Source organism: Microbulbifer mixtoriginis (SeqCode) (assembly GCF_052466715.1).
The window spans coordinates 558104-579279 of the sequence record NZ_CP174288.1; the positions used below are offsets into that span (position 1 = coordinate 558104).

The 21176-nt window shown below is 48.2% G+C and carries 19 protein-coding genes, 1 other RNA gene and 1 pseudogene; 7 read left to right on the plus strand and 14 right to left on the minus strand.

Features of this window, described 5'->3' with window-relative positions:
* Positions 1-439: 439 nt before the first annotated feature.
* Positions 440-2605: a winged helix-turn-helix domain-containing protein gene (locus ACJJH9_RS02615; RefSeq protein WP_444924198.1), complete on the minus strand. Its 2166-nt coding sequence runs from the start codon at positions 2603-2605 to the stop codon at positions 440-442.
* A gap of 220 nt (positions 2606-2825) precedes the next feature.
* Here ACJJH9_RS02615 and ACJJH9_RS02620 point away from each other — a divergent pair, with 220 nt between their 5' ends.
* Positions 2826-3671: an alpha/beta hydrolase gene (locus tag ACJJH9_RS02620; protein WP_444924199.1), complete on the plus strand. Its 846-nt coding sequence runs from the start codon at positions 2826-2828 to the stop codon at positions 3669-3671.
* Positions 3672-3728: 57 nt separating this feature from the next.
* Positions 3729-4913, plus strand: a complete 1185-nt coding sequence (locus ACJJH9_RS02625) for a serine hydrolase domain-containing protein (protein ID WP_444924200.1) — start codon at positions 3729-3731, stop codon at positions 4911-4913.
* A 189-nt stretch (positions 4914-5102) separates the two neighbouring features.
* On the opposite strand, the gene csrA is transcribed toward ACJJH9_RS02625, so the two are convergent.
* The 3 genes from csrA to ACJJH9_RS02640 form a co-directional block, all read right to left on the minus strand.
* Positions 5103-5291 carry a carbon storage regulator CsrA gene (csrA, locus tag ACJJH9_RS02630; RefSeq protein WP_444924201.1) on the minus strand — a complete coding sequence of 63 codons (189 nt, stop codon included), beginning with the start codon at positions 5289-5291 and terminating at the stop codon, positions 5103-5105.
* 578 nt (positions 5292-5869) lie between these two features.
* Positions 5870-6193: a hypothetical protein gene (locus tag ACJJH9_RS02635; RefSeq protein ID WP_444924202.1), complete on the minus strand. Its 324-nt coding sequence runs from the start codon at positions 6191-6193 to the stop codon at positions 5870-5872.
* Between the two features lie 609 nt (positions 6194-6802).
* Positions 6803-7054: a tRNA-specific adenosine deaminase gene (locus ACJJH9_RS02640; RefSeq protein WP_444924203.1), complete on the minus strand. Its 252-nt coding sequence runs from the start codon at positions 7052-7054 to the stop codon at positions 6803-6805.
* A gap of 615 nt (positions 7055-7669) precedes the next feature.
* Between ACJJH9_RS02640 and ACJJH9_RS02645 the strand changes: the two are divergent.
* Positions 7670-8316 (plus strand): annotated as a pseudogene (locus ACJJH9_RS02645) (TenA family protein).
* 677 nt (positions 8317-8993) lie between these two features.
* Here ACJJH9_RS02645 and ACJJH9_RS02650 read toward each other — a convergent pair.
* The 7 genes from ACJJH9_RS02650 to ACJJH9_RS02680 form a co-directional block, all read right to left on the minus strand.
* The gene (locus ACJJH9_RS02650) at positions 8994-9587 is read right to left on the minus strand and encodes a hypothetical protein (RefSeq protein ID WP_444924204.1); all 594 of its coding nucleotides are present in this window, start codon (positions 9585-9587) and stop codon (positions 8994-8996) included.
* Positions 9588-9692: 105 nt separating this feature from the next.
* On the minus strand, positions 9693-9935 hold the full coding sequence (locus ACJJH9_RS02655; RefSeq protein WP_444924205.1) for a tyrosine-type recombinase/integrase: 243 nt from the start codon (positions 9933-9935) through the stop codon (positions 9693-9695).
* Between the two features lie 775 nt (positions 9936-10710).
* Positions 10711-11163 carry a nucleoside deaminase gene (locus ACJJH9_RS02660; RefSeq protein ID WP_444924206.1) on the minus strand — a complete coding sequence of 151 codons (453 nt, stop codon included), beginning with the start codon at positions 11161-11163 and terminating at the stop codon, positions 10711-10713.
* A 601-nt stretch (positions 11164-11764) separates the two neighbouring features.
* Positions 11765-12154, minus strand: a transfer-messenger RNA (tmRNA) gene (gene ssrA / locus ACJJH9_RS02665).
* Positions 12155-12309: 155 nt separating this feature from the next.
* Positions 12310-13656, minus strand: coding sequence for a sodium-dependent transporter (locus ACJJH9_RS02670; protein WP_252083248.1), 1347 nt, complete (start codon positions 13654-13656; stop codon positions 12310-12312).
* A gap of 39 nt (positions 13657-13695) precedes the next feature.
* Positions 13696-14175 carry an SsrA-binding protein SmpB gene (gene smpB / locus ACJJH9_RS02675; protein WP_152454820.1) on the minus strand — a complete coding sequence of 160 codons (480 nt, stop codon included), beginning with the start codon at positions 14173-14175 and terminating at the stop codon, positions 13696-13698.
* Positions 14176-14190: 15 nt separating this feature from the next.
* On the minus strand, positions 14191-15609 hold the full coding sequence (locus tag ACJJH9_RS02680) for a sodium-dependent transporter (RefSeq protein ID WP_252083247.1): 1419 nt from the start codon (positions 15607-15609) through the stop codon (positions 14191-14193).
* A 193-nt stretch (positions 15610-15802) separates the two neighbouring features.
* Here ACJJH9_RS02680 and ACJJH9_RS02685 point away from each other — a divergent pair, with 193 nt between their 5' ends.
* Together ACJJH9_RS02685 and ACJJH9_RS02690 are read left to right on the plus strand one after the other, a co-directional pair.
* On the plus strand, positions 15803-16243 hold the full coding sequence (locus tag ACJJH9_RS02685) for a type II toxin-antitoxin system RatA family toxin (RefSeq protein WP_444924207.1): 441 nt from the start codon (positions 15803-15805) through the stop codon (positions 16241-16243).
* A complete protein-coding gene (locus ACJJH9_RS02690) occupies positions 16240-16587 on the plus strand; it encodes an RnfH family protein (protein ID WP_252083245.1) in 348 nt (115 codons plus the stop codon). Before ACJJH9_RS02685 ends, ACJJH9_RS02690 begins: the two co-directional genes overlap by 4 nt.
* Positions 16588-16589: 2 nt before the next feature.
* Here ACJJH9_RS02690 and ACJJH9_RS02695 read toward each other — a convergent pair whose 3' ends face one another.
* The gene (locus ACJJH9_RS02695; RefSeq protein WP_444882694.1) at positions 16590-16934 is read right to left on the minus strand and encodes an outer membrane protein assembly factor BamE; all 345 of its coding nucleotides are present in this window, start codon (positions 16932-16934) and stop codon (positions 16590-16592) included.
* Positions 16935-17211: 277 nt separating this feature from the next.
* On the opposite strand from ACJJH9_RS02695, the gene fur reads away from it, so the two are divergent.
* Positions 17212-17622 carry a ferric iron uptake transcriptional regulator gene (gene fur, locus ACJJH9_RS02700; RefSeq protein WP_252083243.1) on the plus strand — a complete coding sequence of 137 codons (411 nt, stop codon included), beginning with the start codon at positions 17212-17214 and terminating at the stop codon, positions 17620-17622.
* Between the two features lie 42 nt (positions 17623-17664).
* Here fur and ACJJH9_RS02705 read toward each other — a convergent pair whose 3' ends face one another.
* On the minus strand, positions 17665-18270 hold the full coding sequence (locus ACJJH9_RS02705) for a 1-acyl-sn-glycerol-3-phosphate acyltransferase (RefSeq protein WP_444924208.1): 606 nt from the start codon (positions 18268-18270) through the stop codon (positions 17665-17667).
* A gap of 265 nt (positions 18271-18535) precedes the next feature.
* The gene (gene recN / locus ACJJH9_RS02710) at positions 18536-20206 is read right to left on the minus strand and encodes a DNA repair protein RecN (RefSeq protein WP_444924209.1); all 1671 of its coding nucleotides are present in this window, start codon (positions 20204-20206) and stop codon (positions 18536-18538) included.
* A gap of 231 nt (positions 20207-20437) precedes the next feature.
* Here recN and grpE point away from each other — a divergent pair, with 231 nt between their 5' ends.
* Positions 20438-21079, plus strand: a complete 642-nt coding sequence (grpE, locus tag ACJJH9_RS02715; protein ID WP_252083240.1) for a nucleotide exchange factor GrpE — start codon at positions 20438-20440, stop codon at positions 21077-21079.
* The last annotated feature ends 97 nt before the right edge of the window (positions 21080-21176 follow it).

Below are 21176 nucleotides of genomic sequence, written 5' to 3' on the forward strand. Positions count from 1 at the left end.
GATCATTTGCCTGTTTTTGATACTTGCTATTACATCTTTTTTTGCCATGACTCAGGGGCTATTAATCAATTAGGCAGGAAGTTGGACGTCTATTAAGTTCGTAAGTGAGCTGTAGTTAAAGATTCATCTTTTTCTATATGAATTGTCAAGAGATAAAGATTTTTAAAATAATGTAATAGAATATGGGAACCTTCGTTCTGAAGAGCAACAGAGCTATGATCGCTCGATTAATTAATATAGAAAATTTGGCGCTGATAATAAAGTTCATATTGTTAGAGAGCCTCTGATTAGCTCAGTGATGTCTATGGCTTGCAGAGCGGTTCAGTTCTATGCTGTGGGGGAGATTGTTAAGGAAAAATTTTTAAGGATGTCTTTGAGAATGTACCCTATACCGAAATGCAGGGCCTCTATACCGAGTGCGGAGGCCCTTGAGGAAGTTTTATTTCCTTAGGATAAGCTCAGCCACTTCCTTTTTAGCGGCAACAACATAAGTAATCATCAGGTTCCCTTGATTAACATCGGTCAAGTAATCGATATCCCTGTGCACTGCCTTCAAAATGGAAAAGTTATCGGTGTCGAGATTGTATGACCACAGCTGATCGTTTTGATTGATTGAGTAAATCACATTATCTTCGATAACAAATCTCTTTTCGCTACCTTGATCAACCAGCTTCTCGATAAGCTGGTCTTCCGCGGCGCCAGGCTGCCAGAAGCGGTTCATATGGTCCATATAGATCAGCCGGCCATCTTTAGTCCTCTGGGCCCAGCTAACTGGTTTTTCATTGATAAACCTGGGCTCAAGGCTATCTAAATCGACTTCTGCAAATTTTGTAACCCCTTTAATCGTCAAGGATAATAACGCTGAATTATCGATACTGTCCCACTGGAAGAGCTGATCAACAGGCGCATTCAGGGGTAAGCCCTCTACACGGCCATCCAAGAAAATTTTATTGAGCTCATTATTGGCATTTACCAGAATACTTTCTCCATCGGCAGACCAATGGATACCGTCGATATTGGTATCGATTGGAAACTGAGATACCTGCCGTAAATCGCTGCCATCAGTTATCCACACCTGATCTTCACCAGAACGCCTGGAGGTAAACGCAATCAAGTTGCCATTGGGTTGGAAAATGCCATCATCCTCTCCCAAAATCGACCGTGTTGTGCTTGGGTAGAGTTCGCTGACATCTTCCTCCGAAGGTGTATCGATTGACTCAGGTTGGTTAAGTGGTATTGATGCAATATCACTATCGTATCGGCCCTTAATGAGAAGTGCCCTCTGCCCATTTGGGTGAAAATCGGGTGTGCTGGCAGATTGATCCAAAGGTAAATCGAGCTTACTGACCTTTCCATCGTAAGTAAGAGAGAAGAGTCGTCGTCCTGTGCTGAAGATTAACTCATCTTTAAGCGGCGAAAAGTTAGGAGATATGGTCCTGCGCTGGGGGATTTCATCTGGATAGTCTACCGGGTGGCTGGATAAAAGCGCCCCTTTGGAATCCAGCATATCGATATAAAGCTGGCCATCTTGGTGATGGCTGGTTACAGCTATTAACCCATCAGTGATTGAGTAATCAAAGTAGGCCAGATTTCCATTCTCCAGATCATAAAGGACTCGACTGGTATTATCCCTGACTGAATAGTTGATCAACCGCCAACGGTTAGTCTCTTTATGCAAAATAGCGAGATTATTGTTATTTAACCATACGGGGTTCTTAATGGCCGAGTTTTTACAGCGCATTAATACATTTGGTTGTTGTGGGCTGACTAATGCCTTTTGAAAATCCAGGCTTACCAGGTTGTAACAGGTATTCTGGGTTAGCGGTATGGTGCAGTCTTCTTCGGAAATAAATACCAGTTTCTTGCCATCTGGTGATAGTGTATGGCGGCCATAAGTACCCCATTCTGGAGTTAATTCCGTCTCCTTCTGGGTATGTATATTCCTGGCCCAGATTTTATTAACACAGAGCTTATCTAGATAACGATTAAAAATAATATATTCACCATCTGGCGAATAAGAGGGGCCAAATTCTTTGCGGTCAGTTGCGGTTACTGCCTGTAATCGATCAAATACAAGCTGAGAGCTTTGCTCGGGTGGAGAGTATTTAAATATAGCAAATACTAATAATACCAACCCGACAAGTGCAAAGATTGGAAATCGCTTTGGTTTGATCGTCTGGATTTGGTGGCTTGGATTAACCGGTGTTATTTCTATTTCAGGCTTAGGGGAAGTGGGGGAGGGAGCTTCTTCTTTCGGTGCTGTCTTAACCTGTGGAATAGAATCATCATCTTGCCAAACAATATCGCATTCCAGGCTATAACCCTGTTTTGCATGAGTTCTAATATAAGATTGCTGCTTTCGATCCTCACCGAAGGCTTTTCTAAGTTGCGCAATACTTCTTTGCAGCGTATTTGGTGTGACTATTGTATCGGGCCAGACTTCAGACAGTAGCTCATCCTGGCTCACCACTTTTCGCTGATGCTTTGCCAGGTGGGTTAAGACAGCAAGGGCTTTTGGGGGGATAGTTTGCGATTGCTCACCTCGGGTGATCTGGTTTCTGGATAAATCAATAAAGAAGTCACCCACCCAATATTGTGAAGCCATTGATGTATCTACCTGAGCAAAATTTGAGCTACATTTTTGCCATCGATACTAGCATAAACCCTGATTACAGCTAAAGCGCATCATGTAACCTATTGATAAATAGACATTTTATGCCGGCAGCATAAAGTCATCAAATAATCAGGAGCACTTCAGGTGTTTCACAGGCTTCTTACTTAGATTGAGCGCTTCTCCGATCACATGTAACGGTATAAATACTGATATGAAAAAGCGTTTACTAGTCGCCTTTCTCCTGTTGCTACCTATCGCTGCCCTTAAAGCAGGTGAGCATAAGGCCCTGGAGTTATCCACAATCCAAGTAATACCCATTCAGGATTCCAGCAATAATAGAGAATACGAGCTGTTTATTAAGCTGCCTGAGAAATATAAGGAGAGTGATACTAAAAAGCATCCGGTTATTTACTATACAGACGCTTTATGGGTCGTTGAAATGCTATCTGCCACTACTGAATACGCACTGGAAGATGCCATTTTGGTGGGTATTAGTTGGCAGAAGGATATGGCCGGTGCTGAAAAAGAATGGTCGAGTCGATATCGGGACTTTAAACCGGCAGTTCTCTCTAATAAAAAAGATAAAAAATCACACAAAGGAGAGGCCCATGAGTATCTCGCCTTTATAAGAAATGACGTTATAAAGTATATCGAAAGCAATTACCGCGCGAATCCAGATAATCGCACTTATTTCGGTTACTCATTCGGGGGGCTCTTTGGTGTTTATGCCTTAATTAGCCAGCCGGATATTTTTCAAAACTATATTATCGGTAGCCCATCAAGATTGATAGGCACTTATATGGATTTTCGTCTTGAATCAGAGCTTAACAAACCTTTGATGGATATACCCAAGCGAACAAACGTATTTATTGCTTACGGAGAATTAGAGAAGGAGCTGGGTGCTACGGTAGAGAGGTTCGTTAGTGAGTTAAAGGACCAAAAATTAGTTAATTTAACTCTAGAGCTGGCGGTTATCGAATCCGCGAATCACACTACAGCGTTCCCGAAGACTTCAGTGCGCAGTATCTATTGGCTTGCCGAGAAGCTGAAAAATTAATCAATAGTATATCGAGCCACATTAATAAAAATTTCAAAGTTAAATAGAGGATATAAGATGATTTTTAAGAAGCTAATCACAATCGGCCTAATATACGGCATAAGCGCTACTGCAGGCGCGGGAGATTTAAAGGCACCAGAAATAAATATGGCCGACTATCGTAGTGACCTCCCAAGCCTAGAAAGATCCACTCCAAAGCTAAAAAAAGCATTTATTGATACGGCGCCAGCGGATAGAAAAGACGGTATTCCTGTTGGTGAGATAGATACAATTAAGGAAAGCTTGCAAAAGCTGGCCCAGGAAATAGCGGATAACCAACACACACCCTACGATAGCCTGCTTATCGCCCAAAATAACAAACTGGTATTTGAATCCTACTATTCCCTTGGCCGTGTCAACTTGCCTCACCCGCAAGCATCTGCCACCAAGGCCTATACAGCCCTGGCAATTGGGCGGGCGATACAGTTAGGCTATTTGACCATGGCAGACTTAGACAAGCCTGTCATTTCCTTTCTAAAGGGGTTGGATAAGAAACAACTTGTTAAAGGCGCAGACCTTGTCACATTGAATCATGCCATGAGCATGCAGTCAGGAATTCGTATTAAAGAGGAAAAACTGAGCGCCTTACTGGAAAACAAAGAGCAGTTAACTGGGAAAAAGCTGGCCCAAATCTATTTGAACCATAGCAAACCGATAACCTCAGAATCGCAAACCTACTTGTATCAAGGCTCAGACCCAATGATTGCAATGTTGGTTCTGGATGCCGTGGTTCCCGGTTCCGCCAGCGACTTTATTAAAAAAGAGCTGCTAGAGAAGATGGGGATCGATAGCTATCACTGGAAGGAAGCCGTCAGTGGGGTGCCCCAGGCAGGGTCAAGAGCCATGATGACATCTCGCAGTATGGTCAAGTGGGGTACATTGGTACTCAATAAAGGCAAATGGAATGGCCACCAGCTGATTCCGGCAGCGTTTATCACCAGGGCCACAGGAAAGGTAGCTGTACCTACAGATGATGAGTTCGACTACACAAATTTTTCATACGGCTACTTCTTCTGGCGAACCCCTCTGAAGGTTGGCAACAAGAAATACTTAGCGAAGTTTGGCTGGGGCGGTGGTGGCCAGTATGTGATCTCTATTGAAGATTTGGATTTGGTAATTGCGATCACAGGCCGTGGTGATGATGATAAAACCCTGGATTTAATAGAGAAACGTATTCTGCCTGCCTTTGCTTTATCCACTTAACAGAAAGTATTTAAAACAAACTATGGGCCTATATTTTTATAGGCAGGGTGTTTAAGTAGTAACTTCAGTGCTTCCTCAGTCACCTCGCCTAATGTTAAATAGAGGGGCTGAGGAAGCTTCTTGGGCACTTGATACTTTGTTATAGGGATGGGAGGCTCAGGAGCCATCCCCACTAGAAGTAGCCAGATCTTAAAGGTTTTCATCAGTCGGCTTCTGGTACTTTTGGATACGCCTGTAAATTTCTTCTCGGTGAACAGGTAAAGACCTGGGAGCGTGTATCCCTATCTTTACCTGATTACCGTTAACTTCCAATACAGTCACTGAGACAGTGGCTCCAATTCTTAGGTTCTCTCCGGCCCGGCGTTTTAAAATTAACATTCTTATTTCCTTCTGATCATCAAACCATGGGATGGCCGTTCCACAATGGGAAAGCTTGGGAAGTAGCAGCTGGAAATACGAGGAGGGGCGCGAGAACGGTAGGCGTAAAAGAAGAAAAGGCGGGCGCTAGACTCCCAGTGCTTGGGGAATCGCCTCAGGTCACTGCATTTGCAACCTTTTATTGAAGACGAGTGGGTTTCTAGCGTACCATTCATGTAGCCACTTTGATAACTGTGATATCAATTTGGTTAGCTGGCCCCGGGTGTTGCCGCACCTTGGGTCAGCGCCTTTTACTTACTCTTACGTCACGCTACCGTTCTCCTTTGGGAATGGGTCTTTTAGAAATTCTCGGTGTTCTTGTTTTATCTTGGGCTGTTCGCTTGTAGAAGCCGGTTTTATCACTGCCCAAAATATTGATAAATATCTATCGATTCTACGCAGCTTTGATGCTGAAGAAAACTGAATAAAATTCAATAAGATTATTTGGGCGCCTATATTTTTTATGAGTTCATTCTGCCGAATGGCAATTGCTCATTAAAAATTGAATGATTATTAGCCTTTTAATGAGCGCAATTATCTTATGCGCGGTTAATCCTATTGGATTCTTCAATCCATTGCTGGTTAAAGCCTGCTTTCTTGGTATAGCCGATGAAAATATTCATTAGCTTTTCCATGCAACTCTCAAGGTCGACATCAATATCTGGTTGTCCATCGTTTTGATAATCTTTAGCTACCTGATCTGCCATTTGCCAGAAAAACTGAGTCAATAATTTAGTTTCTTCAGCTGAAGTTATATCTCTCTTGCCAAGTATAATGTCTTCGGCCAGTTGGTTTTTTAGCTTGTGAGAGTAGTGAATTGCTATATCTTTTATGGCAAATTCATATTCGTTAAATTCCATCACTATTTGTAAGTCTCTATGTATATTCTACTTTTTAAAGAGTTTGCGAAATGTATGGGAAGTTAAGAATTCCTGTCGGATATTATATTAGGAGGCTTAGGCAGGGTGATGTTAGTATTTTCAGAGATCATAAAAGTTTTAAAAGCAGCTTTTCATTATTATATGTTTCTGAACGTGCCGTTTAAGTGACTGGTGCGGATGTGCAAAATTTATGGGTCGGCTTCTGGTTGTATGTCTGGAATGGAAGTGTGTAAGGGGTATACTGAATGGGAGGTTGTTGAATTTTTCGAATTCACACGCGCTCTTGAAAGTCATTGTGTAAATCTTAAAATAATCAATAGCTCTGTAGGTCATCTCAGTAGTGCATTGCACTGTTAATTCATTTTTAGTCTACATCTCAGTTGGTGTTTATTGTTTGCCAATATCTTCACTCCAAACTTCAGGGAGTTTCTGGATAAATTGATTTTAAGGTCAATACGCTCAGAGTTATTAATGGCGATCAGGGCTTACACCTTCAGATCTGAGTAATGATTCATTGCTTTGGAAAGTTATGTTTTCGCCGATGATAATATTTTTAATGCCATGCAGGCGAATGGTTTAGCTACACCTGGATCAGGGCGATAGAGTCGAATAAAGCGTGCATTTTTGGTAGTCGGAAGCGCGCAACCTTCCTGTGTTTTCCAATGTGCTCATTGTACCATGCTTGATCACACTATCCTGTTGAATACGCTTATTGTGACCTCTGCCGATAATTTCATCATTTAGTGCGATTACGCTAATAATGGGAACAGCTCTTGTAGCTAAACTTTTGCGTGCCTCCTCAATAGCTGTCTGTATAAAAGCATCATGATTGGATTTATTCATGGCAATTCTTTGTTTAAGTGGTTAAGGATACTTGAAGCATAGGGCATAGGGCATAGGGCATAGGGCATAGGGCATAGGGTATTAATCAATGCACCAGTCAAAGATAAGGTGCCAGATTCTTTTGATCAACAACCGCGCGAACTCAATGATATGAGCTGGCTGATCAATAAATTTGAGCGATTCCGATTAAAATTTTTTTCTTGTGTTAATTTTCAAGGGCGTTATTTTCCAGTAAGGTTTAGGCGACTTTTGGGGATTACGTTTCATAAGCCTGCAGAAAAATTTCAAATACTGTTTCTATATCTGCTGAGTAGATATTGTTTCCCACATAGCTTTTGGCGGTCTCGTATATATAGCAGTTCTGCACTTAGGTACCAGGCCCGGCTAATAGTGATGTGTTTCTGATTGATTGGATTGTTGGTCTCACAATAAATCAACAAGATACGCGCACTAATTTAGTGCCCCAAGTACCAAGTTTAGCGGTGACTCTTATTCACAATCATCTTTAAGATCTCACGAAAGGTGCTGAATTCCTGTAAAGCAGCTACGCATTGTGAGCTACAGTGGTCATAAAGTTATCTAGGACTTTTCGGGTCCCTTTAATCGGATGCCAAAATGACGCATCAAGACCTTATTGCCGGCTGCCAGAAGGAATGGAATCTGTTTGTTCATCACCCATTCGTTAACCAACTTGGCGATGGTAGCTTAGACAAGACCTGCTTTCAGCATTACTTACAGCAGGACTACCTGTATCTGATTCAATATGCTCGCGCCTTCGCTCTTGCAGTATTCAAATGCGGGCCACCATATCGTCATTATCCAACTTGATAGAGCATGAATTCAGCTTACATATGGACTATTGCCTTGAGTGGGGTTTACAGGAGTCTGACGTTATGGATATCCCTGAAGGGTTTGCTACGGTTGCTTATACCCGCTATCTAATTGATGTGGGTTTACAGGGAGATCTGGCTGATCTTTATGGCGCGCTAGTACCCTGTGCGCTGGGCTATGCGCACATTGGCCAGTTTCTTTCTCAGCGAAGTAGTAATACGACAAAAAGTAATCCTTATACGAAGTGGATTGAACTCTACTCAGGCCCTGAGTGCCAGAAGGCGGCCAAATTAACTACAGATTTTTTTAATGAGTTGATTGCTGAAATACCTAATGAATCACATCGCGCCAAGCAACTCCAGAAACATTTCACTACGGCTACCAGGATGGAAATTGCTTTCTGGCAACAAGGGCTTGATCTATCAACTTGAGTCGAATAATAGCTTTTCAGCTCATAGGCAAGGCCAAGTAAAACTCGCGTGATTAAAAAGTTGGTTTAGCTGTAGAGAGTAAAAACGCCTTGCTTGAGGGTTTGCCCCACCCAAAATGAGTTATAGATTTTTAGGGTGTGATACAGGTAATAAAAAGGCCAACCTTGCAATTGACCTTCTTCGATTTGATGGAAATGGCGTAGCTACCGTATTTGCTCGGTATTTGTTTGGTTTAATCACAAAAGCCGAAAGAAAACCCCAACACTAAAGCAAAGTAATCCCCAATTTGGCGCGTGATTTATCCAGATCAACTGTGCCCTAGGCTCTCTCTATGCGTCATGCCTCTGCAGGCATTCCTGGAGCGCTTACTGATGTGAAAAAAACCTTTATCGATGTCAACAATTGTCAGCAGGCGAGCGACCTCCTTGATTGTGGATAAACCTTTCTCTCGTGTATAAGTGCATCACATGATCGATGGTTGAGGCTTTGTTCTTTTTGAAGTGAGTGGCTAAGTGGATTTTTAGGGTATTGTTTTAAGCAGGTTAATGGATAGAAATGTGGGTATTCCTAACACAATATTGATCTGACCCCACTTATTTAGAAGGCTCCGACAGGCATTGAGCCTGCCGGATGAAAAAGGTTCAGCGCCTAGCGAGCTGTCAAAAGGGAAATCGAGACTATCTATTGCTAGTCACTCTTTTAGAACCGACGTACATCGCAAATAACCGAAGGCCGATGGAAATTAAGACAAGCATACTTGGCGCAGTATAAGCGGGCATTGCCTTTAATTGGGTGATATCTCTTTGAAGGGTTATCGTTTGATGTGGATTGGACTGGTGCTTTGGAACCTGAATGACGTTTTTCTTAAGTAATTTATCGAACGACTCGATTTCCCCCGCAAGCATATCCAGGAGTTCCAATTCGGTCTTGCCGTCCCATGGTAGCTGTTTCCTATATGCGTCAACTGCTTTACCAAGCTTGTTCCATTCTTCTGCGAGGAAGGCTTCAAGTGATGAGAGGGTCCTAAGCTTCGAGTTCATGGATTGATTGGCTCGGTAGGCGTTTTGTCCATGAGCGCCACTCGCCATAATTCCACCAAAGTGCTGTACGTTATGTTTGGCAGTATTCAGGTTCCGGCTGATTAAGCTGAGTTGATCCAAGGTGTGGACCAGAGTCTGATCAAGTCTCGGATCTTTATCCTTAATCGCTGCTAGAGCGGTATTAACCAGTCGACTCACCTGTATCTTGGTTGCATGTTTGTTGATAGACATACCCTTTTATCCTCGTAAATCCATTGAAGAATGTGTACTACCTCTCTGATTTGAGATGCATGTGCCACATTCAATTTTTTCCTTGATGAATACGCGAATTCTAAATCAAATCTGCCGAGTGTCGTGGTCGAATAGAGTACGAGCCATTGCACGGAAGCCGTGGGCCGTCATGGTTTGATTGTCATCGCCCAGTGACCTGAGTGCAGTCCTCACACCGTTATCAGGCAGTGGACGGCTCTGGCATCGAGCTGATGGGAAAACATATTTGTCATGGCCTGTTAGCGGCTCCAGTTCTTGCAGTAAGGCTAGAGCCTGTTCAGCAAGAGGAATAATGTGTGGCGGGTCCATTTTTATTTTTTCGCTGGGCAGTTCTATGTGCTTGGCATCCCAATTGATTTCCGCCTACTCAAGTTTTCGCAATTCTCCAGGGGGGCAGAATAGGAGAGGGGGATAGTTTTAGGGCTGCTCTTACTACTGGGGAGCCCTGGTATTCGTCTATGGCTGTTAGTGGGTGCCCAACTTCAGCAGGGTCTGTAATTGCTGTCAGATGCTTTTTCTAGGTGGCGGTGAGTGCGCCGGCCAAGTCTGTGGTGGGGGCACGGTCGGCCCTTCCGGTATTTGTAGAGCCAGTATGCACGTTGGTACAAGATGCAGCTGTCAGCTCTCCTTCCAGACATGCCAGTAACAATGCCCTCGTAATACAATCGGGCACCCAGAGTTAAAAATATTAGAAGCAGAGCTCGGCTCCAGGTTTGTCTTTGCAAAGATGATGGTATCCGTTATTGATGGGGTGTATAACAAATTCCATTAAGAGTTTATGGGGGCTAGCTTTTTAGTCTATAAATTGAGCTGAAATTTCGGTTTAGGCTAGTTGTGTACCTCAGGTTAGGGCTCATATCTGGTGGCTGTTGCTACCTTCACCGATTGGGCCTACTTAGCAATTATCAGGTTGACCAGTAGTGTGTCAGATTGGTGCTGAGTAGAGGCCGTGGAGCTTCTCAAGCAGAATTGAATTCTTGAAAGCCACAGTGTAAACATCAAAAGTATCTATAAAATCTCAATCTATTCTAGTAATTTGGTTTATTGGAGGGCCAATACAAATATACTTTGCAGCTAATGGTTCCTACTGGCCAATATCTTCATGCCAGATTTCAGGGTGTTGCTGAATAAATTGATTCATAAGACCAATACATTCAAGATTATTAAGAACAACCAAGCTTACACCTTCAGATTTGAGTAATGATTCATCACCTAGGAATGTTTTATTTTCACCGATGACAATATTCTTAATTCCGAATAGACGTATGGCCCCACTGCACATTGGGCAGGGTGATAAAGTCGTGTAAACGGTGCACTTTTGGTAATCTGTAGAGCATAATTTTCCCATATTTTCCAGTGCGTTCATTTCAGCATGCTTGATAACACTGTTTAGCTGAACGTGCTGATTGTAACCTCTGCCGATAATTTCACCATTCAGCACTATTACACAACCGACAGGAATTCCTCCCGTTGCTAAACCTTTTCGTGCCTCATTAATGGCTTCTTGCATGTAAGCGTCATGGTTAGCTTCACTCATTACAGCTCTCTGTTTTAGGTATTAAGAATATTTTAATCAAAGAATGTAGAGCATATTATTAATACATCACTGCATAGTGATTTACTGTCTAGAATCAGTGTAAACAGGCGCTGGGTCGAGCTATGTCGGCGATATTTTGAGGGGCTGAAAGGGGCTTCAGTAAATTGACGATATGTTTCATACCTTGATTCTGCATCGCTGTGAGTTGCTAGCATGCGCCTTCCTTGCTGCTAATGATCACGCCTCTTTACAGACGATTTAAATAACTTCTTTTTAAACAGATGTTCGGATTTTAGGGAATGATTTTAGGGACTGTAGAAAGATAGACCGGTAAATTTTCGTGTCATCAAAGTGATTGGAGTGATCGTCCTAGAATTGTGATCTGGTCGGTAATCCAGTGGTTTTTAGTTGGTTTGTTTAGTTCTATTTAATGGGATTTTTGAATTGTTAGTAACCTAAATAAACGCAAGTGGTGAGCTTTTTGAGACCGTCAATGTTCGCCATCAATAAGCTATGCCAAAAATTTTCGTCGGTAGAAGATTGAGTAGGCAGTCGAACAAGCAATAAAAAAGGCCAACCTTGCGGTTGGCCTTTTTCGATTTGGTGGAGATGGCGGGAGTCGAACCCGCGTCCGTCAGCACTCTGCCAGAGGCTCTACATGCTTAGCTCCGTCTATTGATTTAACCCATTACAGCCCGGCGGTCAGGACGTATAGGGCGATCCCGTAAAGTGTTTAACCGCTTGCCCACGAGTATGGCTTGCGGCGATCCAGTTCTGTATAACAGTCTACAGCGCGATACTGGAACCTTGCTGAAGACTGCTAAGGGACGAACCCTTAGTTAGTGCTTCACAAGCTGCTTACGCAGCGAGTTGGGCACCGTAGTTGTCGTCGTTGGCAACTAATAAAATACAGCTTTGGATTTACGTGATTCGCTGCCATCACGGCATGCACCCAAGGTTTCGTCACCGGCGTCGAATCCAAGTCATCCCCGATAAGAAACACTCTCGTGTGTCATCTAAGTATACCTCAAACTCGGGCATTGCAATAAATTTTTATGCGCCAGGGATTTTTGGGAACTTTGATCAGGGGCAGGGGGAAAGCGGGGTGCCCCGGCAGCGGTGGCCGCCGGGGGAGTTAGAAAGGGCTTACAGTATCGATTGGGCGAAGGCTACCAGAATCAGCAGTGGGCACACGATGCGCACATACCAGGGCCAGATCTTCCAGAACAGGGTGTGCTCAATATCTTCGTGGCCTTTCTTCAGCTCGCTCAACAGCTGGTCGCGGCGCCAGATCCAGCCGGCAAAGATACACAGAGCAATACCCAGCAGGGGCTGGCCGTATTCAGTACTGATGCTGACTGCCAGTCCAAACAGGCTGTCGAAGTTATAAATAATGGTACTGCTGATGGCAAAGATCACCAGGCCCACAGCCGGAGTGGCAATACGGCGGGGGATGCCCAGGTTCTCAATAGAGAAAGCCACCGGTACTTCCAGCATAGAGATGGAAGAGGTGAGGGAGGCGATCACCATCAGGGCAAAGAAGGCAATGGCGACGAACACGCCAGCTTCGCCCATGGTATCGAACAGTGCTGGCAGCACCTGCAGGATCAGGTTAGGCCCGGCGATGAGGGCGCCGTCGGCAGCGAAGATCTGGGTGCCGGCTTCCTGGGCCACATACATAGCGGGCAAGATCAATAAGCCGGCGGTGAAGGCGATCCCCACGTCGATCAGTGTGACCAGGGCGCCGAGGCGCGGCAAGCTCTCCTGCTGGCTCAGGTAAGAGCCGTAGATCAGCATGGTACCCACCCCTAGAGACAGGGAGAAGAAGGCCTGGCCCATGGCAGAGATCAGTAGCTTCGGGGTGAAGTGACTGAAGTCTGGCATCAGGTACACCTCCAGGCCGGTAAAGGCACCGGGCTGGGTGAGTACATAGGCGATCAAAAGCAGCAGCAGGATAATCAGCGAGGGCATCAACAGGGTGGACCAGCGCTCAATGCCCTTCTCCACACCGCTGGCAATAATCAGCATAGTGAGACCACTGAAGATTGCGGTAAAGATCAGGTTGCGCTGGGTACTGTTTTCTGTGAGCCATTGGACGGCTTCCTGGGCGCCAAACAGGGCGGCGAAAGGCTCGGCCAGGTGGGCCACCATCCAGCCGGCCACAATAGCGTAAAAGCTCAGAATCAAAGAGGCTACCAGGATGCCGCCAAAGCCGGTGAGACCACCGAAGAAGCGGCTCACAGGGCCAATAGAAATAGCCCGCAGTGCTTGCACCATATTGCGCCGCGCGTAACGGCCAATGGTAAGTTCGGCCATCAGCGCCGGGTAGGCGAGGGCGAAGGCCAAAAACAGATAGGCCACTACAAAGGCGGCGCCGCCGTTGCTGGCGGCTTTGGTGGGGAAGCCCCAAATGTTGCCGAGACCAACGGCGGACCCGGCGGCGGCCATCAAAAAGCCAATATTCGAGCTGAACTGTCCTCGCGGTGCACTCATAGTAAATCCCGTAATTATTCTTCTAGTTGTCTCTGTGCACTACTTGTGCGTGGCGCGCATCAGGCGCTGCTTTTCACGGTTCCAATCCCGTTTCTTCTCGGTTTCGCGTTTGTCGTGCATAGCCTTACCCTTGGCCAGGCAGATTTCGCATTTGACCAAATGGCCTTTCCAATACAGCGCGGTGGCAACCACGGTGTGCCCCTTTTGCTCCACGGCGGCGATCAGCTTGGACAGCTCGCGCTTGGTGAGCAGCAGGCGACGGGTGCGGTCGGGCTCGGTCACATAATGGGTGGAGGCGCTGGCAAGCGGCTGGATATTGGAACCCAGCAGCCAGGCTTCGCCATTTTTAAAAATGACATAGCTGTCGGTGAGCTGGGCCTTGCCCTCACGACAGCTTTTCACTTCCCAGCCCTGCATCTCAACGCCCGCCTCAAACTTCTCCTCTATGAAGTAGTCGTGACGGGCCTTCTTGTTGAGGGCGATGGTATTGGATGTTTGCGCTTTCTTTTTCTTGGCCATGAAAACTTCTAGTGACTAGATAAAACTGTGTCCAAAAAACTTCAGGGCCACGGTGTTGATAAAGATCAACAGCAGTATCAGAGGGATAAAGGTGCCCAGGGAGAAGTTTACGTATTTTTGTGAGAAAGAGCCGGCAAAGGCGGAGTCGCCCTCCTGCAGCTCTTTGTCAAAGTTGGCTTTCTTCCATTTGTAGATCACAAACAGGCACACCAGCAGGCCGTTTAAGGGCAGGATGGTGTCGTAGAAAATGATCTCCACTAAATCGAAGAAGGACTTGTTAACGCCGGCCAACTGTACAAATTCAGTGAACCAGTTGACCATGCCAAAGGAGACGGCGCAAGCGATGGCCAGTACAAACTGTACTCCGGCAACCCAGTAAATGGCTGTTTTACGCTCCATATCGCGCTCGTCGCGCAGGGTGGCGATAGGTACTTCAATAATGGAAACCAGGGAAGTGATCGCTGCTACCAGAACCAGGAAGAAGAAGATCGCAGCCACGGCACTTGCGCCGGCATAGCCGATGCTGTCCTGCAAGGCAAGGAAGATCTTCGGCAGGAACAGGAAGATCATTCCGGCAGAGGACTCGCTTAATTCGGAGGGATCAATCTGCGGGTTGAAGTGGAAAATACTCGGCAGAATCAGCAGGCCCGCAGTAAAGGCCACCATGGTATCGGTAATGGCAACGGCGCGGGAGGAACCGGGGATAGAGTCCCGCTTCTTCATATAAGAGCCGTAGGTGATCATGATGCCCATACCCAGAGACAGCGAGAAGAAGGCCTGGGCCATGGCTTTGCTCACCACGTTGCCATCAATTTTGCTGAAGTCTGGCACCAGGTAATACTTCACACCGAGGATGGCGTTATCCAGGGTCAGGACAAAAATCACCAGGCCCAGCAGCATTACAAACAGCATCGGCATCAGGGTTTTTGCCGCACGCTCAATACCGTCTTTAACCCCCATAGCGAGAATGGCGTTAATAATCAGCATCAGTACCACCAGGTAAATAAATACCTTGGGTGTATTGATAAAGTGGATAAAGAAATCCTGGGTGGCGAGCAGGTTGAGATTACCGGTGACGGTTTCAATCAGGTACCCGAGTACCCACACAGTAACCACTAAATAAAATACCGCGATCATAAAAGGTGTGATCAAGGCTAGCCAGCCGGGGATACGCCACAGGTGTGAACCGTTGGAGAGTTGACGATAGGCGCCTACCGGGTCTTTATCGGAGCGACGCCCCAGAGCCAATTCCGCCATCATAACGGGCAGGCAGATCAGAAAAACAAAGAGGGCATAGACCAGTAGGAAAGCACCGCCTCCGCTCTTGGTGGCCGCTACCGGGAATGCCACCAGATTGCCAATACCAACTGCGGAACCAGCTGCGGCCAGGATAAAGCCCAGCCTTGACCCAAAATGCTCTCTCACTGCGGTCATAGTACTCTCGCTATTATTTTTTATCAGATACAGCTTTCGTTTTTGTTATTCCAGCGGGGCCGGGTATGTCCCGCCGGCAAAAAATGCGATTGTTGCAGGAATTCTCTTGCTTGAGTAGCGCCGACTGGCAAAATTAGCGGCCGAACGACAATCCCAGGCGATTTCGCCTGGCGGACTGGATTTGACAACAGGAATGACTGAAATAGAGCGCAGCGCGCTGGTGATGTACAGCGCGGAACAAATGTTTGATCTGGTCAATGATGTGGCCAGCTACCCACAATTTTTACCGGGGTGTCGCGGGGCTGAAATTCTGCATCGAGACGAAGAAACCCTGGAGGCACGGTTGGATTTATCGCGCGCGGGTATTCGTCAAAGTTTTACCACACGCAATCAACTGGTGCGCCCGACCAGCATGACCCTGACCCTGGTAGATGGTCCCTTCGAAAATTTTACTGGGCATTGGATGTTTACTCCCCTGGCCGAGAGTGCCTGTAAGGTGACTTTTTCACTGTCGTTCTCCATTAAGAGCCGTTTGATCGCCGCCGCCGCGGGTAAGCTTTTTAGTGATCTGGCCAATCAAATGGTGGCGGTAATGTGTGAGCGCGCCGAGGACATTTACGGGAAGCCGCAATGACAGAAGAAAAAATGATTTCGGTAGAGGTGGTTTACGCACTGCCCCATGAACAGCGGTTGATGCGGCTACTGGTAAAACCGGGCACTACGGCAAGGGAGGCTCTGATTCGTTCGGGTATTCCAAAAGAGTATCCGGAAGTGGACCCGGATAGTGCCAAGATGGGTATCTTTGGCCAGGTTCTGGGGAGCAAAGGATTGGCGCCGGCAGAGAGCTACGAGTTGCAGCCGGGCGATCGGGTGGAGGTTTACCGCCCGTTGATCGCCGACCCGAAAGAGGCGCGCAAACAACGCGCCGAGAAGGCCAAGCGTATGGCCGAGAAAAAGAAAGGTGCCGAAGACGCTTAGGCTTAGGGCCAGTCAGCCGGCTGCAAGTCACCGCTGGTGGATACCAGGGAGTCTTCGTCAAAATAAACGCTAAAGCGCTCCTGGCTGATATCACCCTTCTTGTCGCGAATGCGGTTGACGTAGTCCCAGCGGTTGGGATTGTAAGTGTCTTCCAGCAGCGGGGTGCCGAGAACAAACTGTACCTGGCGGCGGGTCATACCGGGCTTCAGTTGGTCGATCATCTCTTGGGTAATGATATTGCCCTGCTGTACCTCAATGCGGTGCACACCGGGAAACTTAACCAGCGTACAGGCGCCGAGAAGGGCGCAGAGGCTGGCGATGGCGATAAATTTCAGGCTAGGCGGCATTCATTGCTCCATTATGTTCTTTCACACGGCACCTCTCGTACAAATTTTAAACGGTTGTCCGGAATAGGACCCTATGCGTAGGGAAAGTTCCCTTCCTCTGCGATTTCCCTCTCTCATGGTGCCTGGGGTTCCGCTGACTCCGTTCGGCATGGGATAATACCCGAAGAGCCGGCTCGCTGACAGGCGGGAATCTGTGGTCTTATTCGGGTATAGACCTTTTCAGTGAGCTGATGCAAGTAAAGACAATTCATAAAATCCTGTCGGGAAATATTTATTCATGTCGAACGAAAACCAGGAATTGCGCAAGGCTGGCCTGAAGGTCACCCTGCCGCGGGTTAAGATTTTGCAATTGCTTGAAAGCACCAGCGAGCAGCACTTGAGTGCTGAAGATGTGTATAAGCTACTGCTGGAAGCGGGGGAAGATGTCGGTCTGGCTACCGTCTACCGGGTACTGACCCAGTTTGAGAGCGCGGGTCTGGTTGTTCGCCACAACTTCGATGGCGGCCACTCCGTATTCGAGCTGGATCGTGGCGATCATCACGACCACATGGTGTGTACCGATACCGGCAAAGTGATCGAGTTTCACAATGAGGAAATTGAGGAACTGCAGCGCCAGATCGCCGATGAACATGGCTACGAGCTGACAGGCCACAGCTTAGTGCTGTACGTGAAGGAAAAAGAGAAGTAATCCAGTCGGGTGCGGCAGCTGCCGCACCCATCTTATGCCCGCTTACTGCTGTGGCTGGCAGGGCGGCGTGTACAGCTCTGGGAATTTACCGACCTTATCCGCGTAAAACTCCCTTAATTTGTTCAATTCTGCCTCCAGGTTTTCCCCCAGCTGGGCGATAGGACCAATGCCCACTTCTTTCTTTGAGAAATTGATAAAGCCCAATACCAGCGGTACTTTGGCACTGCGTGCAATATGGTAGAAACCGGACTTCCAGCGCTCACCCAAACCACGGGTGCCCTCCGGCGGGATGGCAATAACCAGCTCTTTGCGCAGCTTAAACTGACGCACGGTGGCATCTACCAAGTTGTTAGCCTTGCTGCGGTCTACGGCGATACCGCCAAACCAGCGCATGGGGCCGCCCAGGGGGAACTGGAACAGTTTGTCTTTGCCCATCCACTGCGGAGTCATCTTCAATTTGAGCGCGGCGAGAATAAAGTAGTAGCCGTCCCAGTTAGTGGTGTGGGGAGCCCCGATCAATACATATTTTTTCAGTTTTAATGATTGCTGATCGCCGTTAACGCTCCAGCCGTGAAACTTCAGCAGCAGCTTGGCAATTTGGCGCAGCAGCGGCGTGATAATCGGGGTATTAAAAATCGTTCTCTGCATAAACTCGGCCGATACTACTCAAACAAAGTTAAACAAGCGGCTCAGTATATGGTGACTTCTGCCGCCAGACCCAGTCATATTTGGTCTATTTGTCCTAAAACGGCATATATCACCGGCAGGCCGGCTATTTTGCCGGATTGTTGGCGGTTATTTATTGATCTGCGAGATATGATTGCCCACCGCTCCATTGAAAGTGATGGGCTGTCCTGTTGGTTAGCTTTGAAACTCGGCTGAAGGGCTGTTCTGAGATTGCCCTGGGGGCAGCTCAAAGGGTCCTGGTCAACATCTCTTCCGCATGGGCCAGTGACTGCGGGCTGGGTTGCCCTCCGAGCATGCGTGCGATCTCTTCGCGGCGCTCACCGTTTTTCAATTCACGCAAAGCCACAAACGCCTGCTCACAATCACTGTGCTTCTCCACCAGATATTGGCGGTGGGCTCGTGCAGCCACCTGAGCCAGGTGGGTGACACAGATCACCTGGCCGCTACAGCCATTGCGGGTCTCTCCCAGCTGGCGCAGCAGGCGGCCTACCACGTCTCCAGTGGTGCCACCAATGCCGACGTCCACTTCATCAAAGACCAGGGTGGGGGTGCGTGAAGTTTGTGCCGTGACCACTTGGACGGCGAGGCTTACCCGAGAAAGCTCACCGCCGGAGGCGATCTTGCCCAGTGGGCGCGGTGGCTGGCCGGGGTTGGTGGAAATTAAAATTTCCACTTCCTCCAGGCCGTGGCTGCAAGGCTTGTCGAGAGCTTGTAAGGCAAGTTCGACCTTGGCGTGCGGCATGGCCAAATCCACCAGTTGCCGATTGACCGATTCGGCCAGTGTGATCGCTGCTTCACGCCGTAGCTCGCTTAATTTTGCTGCGACTGCCCGAAACTCTTTTTCCAGTTTGCTGCAGGTTTCGGCGAGGCGCTCCAAGGTATCTTCCGTGCCGATATCTTCCAGTTCCTCTTGCAGCTGTCGCTGCAGGGCCGGTAGCTCACTGGGTTGTACACGGTGTCTGCGCGCCGCCTGGTAAATAGCACTGAGGCGCTCCTCAACTTCACTGAGCCGCTCAGGGTCCATCTCGAAGCGATCGATATGTCGCGACAAAGTACCGGCCGCTTCGTCGATCTGGATTCGCGCACTATCGAGCATCTGCGCCACCTCGACCAGAGCCGGCGCCTGTTCGGGCATGGCGGAAAGCAGTTGCAGGGCGCGGTGCAGTTGTTCGGCGATATCGCCCTCACCGCCGGACAGCAGCGCGGCCAGCTGATAGCTGCCGTTAAGAATATCGCCGGCATTGGCCAGCTGACGCTGCTCGCTCTCCAGGGCCTCTATCTCACCTTCGCTCAAATCCAGTTGTTCCAGCTCACGCAGCTGGTACTGCAGCAGGTTGCGGCGCGCCTCGGCCTCCTCAACGCTGTCGGCCAGATTGCGGTAGCGGCGGTATTGGTCCTGCCAGGTCTTGTAGCGACTGCGGGTTTCGGCGGCCAGTTCCTGGGCTTGGGCGTACTCATCGAGCAGGCGGCGGTGGGTTTCCTTCTTCAGCAGGGACTGGTGCTCGTGCTGGCTGTGGATATCAATCAGTTGCTCACCCAGGGCGCGCTGCTGCAGTAGCGTCACCGGCTGGCCGTTGATATAGGCCCGTGAGCGGCCATCGGCGCCGATGGTGCGGCGCAGTATCACTTCCTGCCCGCTATCTAGCTCCTGGGATTTAAGCCAATCGCTGGCGTTGGGGTAGCCGGAGATATCGAAGGTAGCACTGATATCGGCGCGGTTGGCTCCAGCGCGTACCAGTTCGGCACTGCCGCGACCACCCAGGGCGAGTCCGAGTGCATCTAGGGTGATGGATTTGCCCGCGCCGGTCTCGCCGGTGAGGGTGCTGGTCCCTGGGCCGAACTCCAACTCCAGTTGGTCCACCAGGGTGAATTGGCTGATAGACAGGTGCAGCAACATATAGAGATCGCTTCTGTGTCCTTTCTTATGGGCGGGTCTGAATACCTAATCAGTGGTTATTTATACAGTATTCCTTTCTGGTTAGCTATAGCGTCAAGCGCAGATTCTCCAGCTATTGCGCGCTAGCGCAAAAAACCACTTGAACTGTGCGGGGATGGCCCCATATAGCCCCCAGAGCCCGCAGGACGGGCCCAACTCATTACTGACAGAGTCGACGCGACGGAGAAAGCAGTGGCCAGAGAGCGCAGCGAAGAAGATCAGATTACAGAGGGGGTGCAGCCGGAAGCACTGGCTGATGAGCACCTGACAGCGACAGACGAGGCGGCTTCCGCGGAGATTGAGGATCCCACCGCGACCGAGCGCGAGCAGGCTGAGCAAGCATTGCATGAAGAAGCCGAGAGTGCCGATGCGCTGCACGATGAAATTATCAAGCTGCAAGAGCAGTTAGTGGTGCAGAAAGACCTCGCTCTGCGCGCCCAGGCTGAGGAGCAGAATGCCCGTCGTCGCGCCCAGCAGGATGTGGATCGCGCACGCAAATTTGCAGTGGAAAAACTGCTGCAGGATTTGTTGCCGGTTGTGGACAACCTGGAGCGGGCCCTCGCCACCATTGATAGCGCTGATGAAAGCAATAAAGCATTGGTGGAAGGTATCGAGCTTACTCACAAATCTTTCGTCGACACCCTGACGAAAAATTCTGTGGAAGTTGTCGATCCAGCGGGAGAGCCCTTCGACCCAGAGTTGCACCAGGCCATGACCCAGGTGCCGAATGGGGAGGTGGAGCCGAACACGGTTCTAGAGGTATTTCAAAAAGGCTATCGCCTCAATGGTCGCCTGGTTCGCCCGGCCATGGTTGTGGTTAGTAAGGCCCCGTAACGGCAAATGCGTGAAACGGCCTTGAATTTCGCTGGCCGGCACCAATATAGCTGACATCAAGAATTATTCGCGCGCTGCATACAGAACAGAGCTGGCA

Excerpts from the sequence above, each read along its gene's own strand:
- ACJJH9_RS02695 (WP_444882694.1), bottom strand. The coding sequence starts at position 16,934 with ATGCCGCCTAGCCTGAAATTTATCGCCATCGCCAGCCTCTGCGCCCTT.
- fur (WP_252083243.1), top strand. The coding sequence starts at position 17,212 with ATGTCGAACGAAAACCAGGAATTGCGCAAGGCTGGCCTGAAGGTCACC.
- ACJJH9_RS02615 (WP_444924198.1), bottom strand. The coding sequence starts at position 2,605 with ATGGCTTCACAATATTGGGTGGGTGACTTCTTTATTGATTTATCCAGA.
- ACJJH9_RS02670 (WP_252083248.1), bottom strand. The coding sequence starts at position 13,656 with ATGAGTGCACCGCGAGGACAGTTCAGCTCGAATATTGGCTTTTTGATG.
- csrA (WP_444924201.1), bottom strand. The coding sequence starts at position 5,291 with ATGTTAATTTTAAAACGCCGGGCCGGAGAGAACCTAAGAATTGGAGCC.
- ACJJH9_RS02625 (WP_444924200.1), top strand. The coding sequence starts at position 3,729 with ATGATTTTTAAGAAGCTAATCACAATCGGCCTAATATACGGCATAAGC.
- ACJJH9_RS02660 (WP_444924206.1), bottom strand. The coding sequence starts at position 11,163 with ATGAGTGAAGCTAACCATGACGCTTACATGCAAGAAGCCATTAATGAG.
- ACJJH9_RS02650 (WP_444924204.1), bottom strand. The coding sequence starts at position 9,587 with ATGTCTATCAACAAACATGCAACCAAGATACAGGTGAGTCGACTGGTT.
- ACJJH9_RS02705 (WP_444924208.1), bottom strand. The coding sequence starts at position 18,270 with ATGCAGAGAACGATTTTTAATACCCCGATTATCACGCCGCTGCTGCGC.
- ACJJH9_RS02640 (WP_444924203.1), bottom strand. The coding sequence starts at position 7,054 with ATGAATAAATCCAATCATGATGCTTTTATACAGACAGCTATTGAGGAG.
- ACJJH9_RS02655 (WP_444924205.1), bottom strand. The coding sequence starts at position 9,935 with ATGGACCCGCCACACATTATTCCTCTTGCTGAACAGGCTCTAGCCTTA.
- ACJJH9_RS02685 (WP_444924207.1), top strand. The coding sequence starts at position 15,803 with ATGACTGAAATAGAGCGCAGCGCGCTGGTGATGTACAGCGCGGAACAA.
- recN (WP_444924209.1), bottom strand. The coding sequence starts at position 20,206 with ATGTTGCTGCACCTGTCTATCAGCCAATTCACCCTGGTGGACCAACTG.
- smpB (WP_152454820.1), bottom strand. The coding sequence starts at position 14,175 with ATGGCCAAGAAAAAGAAAGCGCAAACATCCAATACCATCGCCCTCAAC.
- ACJJH9_RS02620 (WP_444924199.1), top strand. The coding sequence starts at position 2,826 with ATGAAAAAGCGTTTACTAGTCGCCTTTCTCCTGTTGCTACCTATCGCT.
- ACJJH9_RS02680 (WP_252083247.1), bottom strand. The coding sequence starts at position 15,609 with ATGACCGCAGTGAGAGAGCATTTTGGGTCAAGGCTGGGCTTTATCCTG.
- ACJJH9_RS02690 (WP_252083245.1), top strand. The coding sequence starts at position 16,240 with ATGACAGAAGAAAAAATGATTTCGGTAGAGGTGGTTTACGCACTGCCC.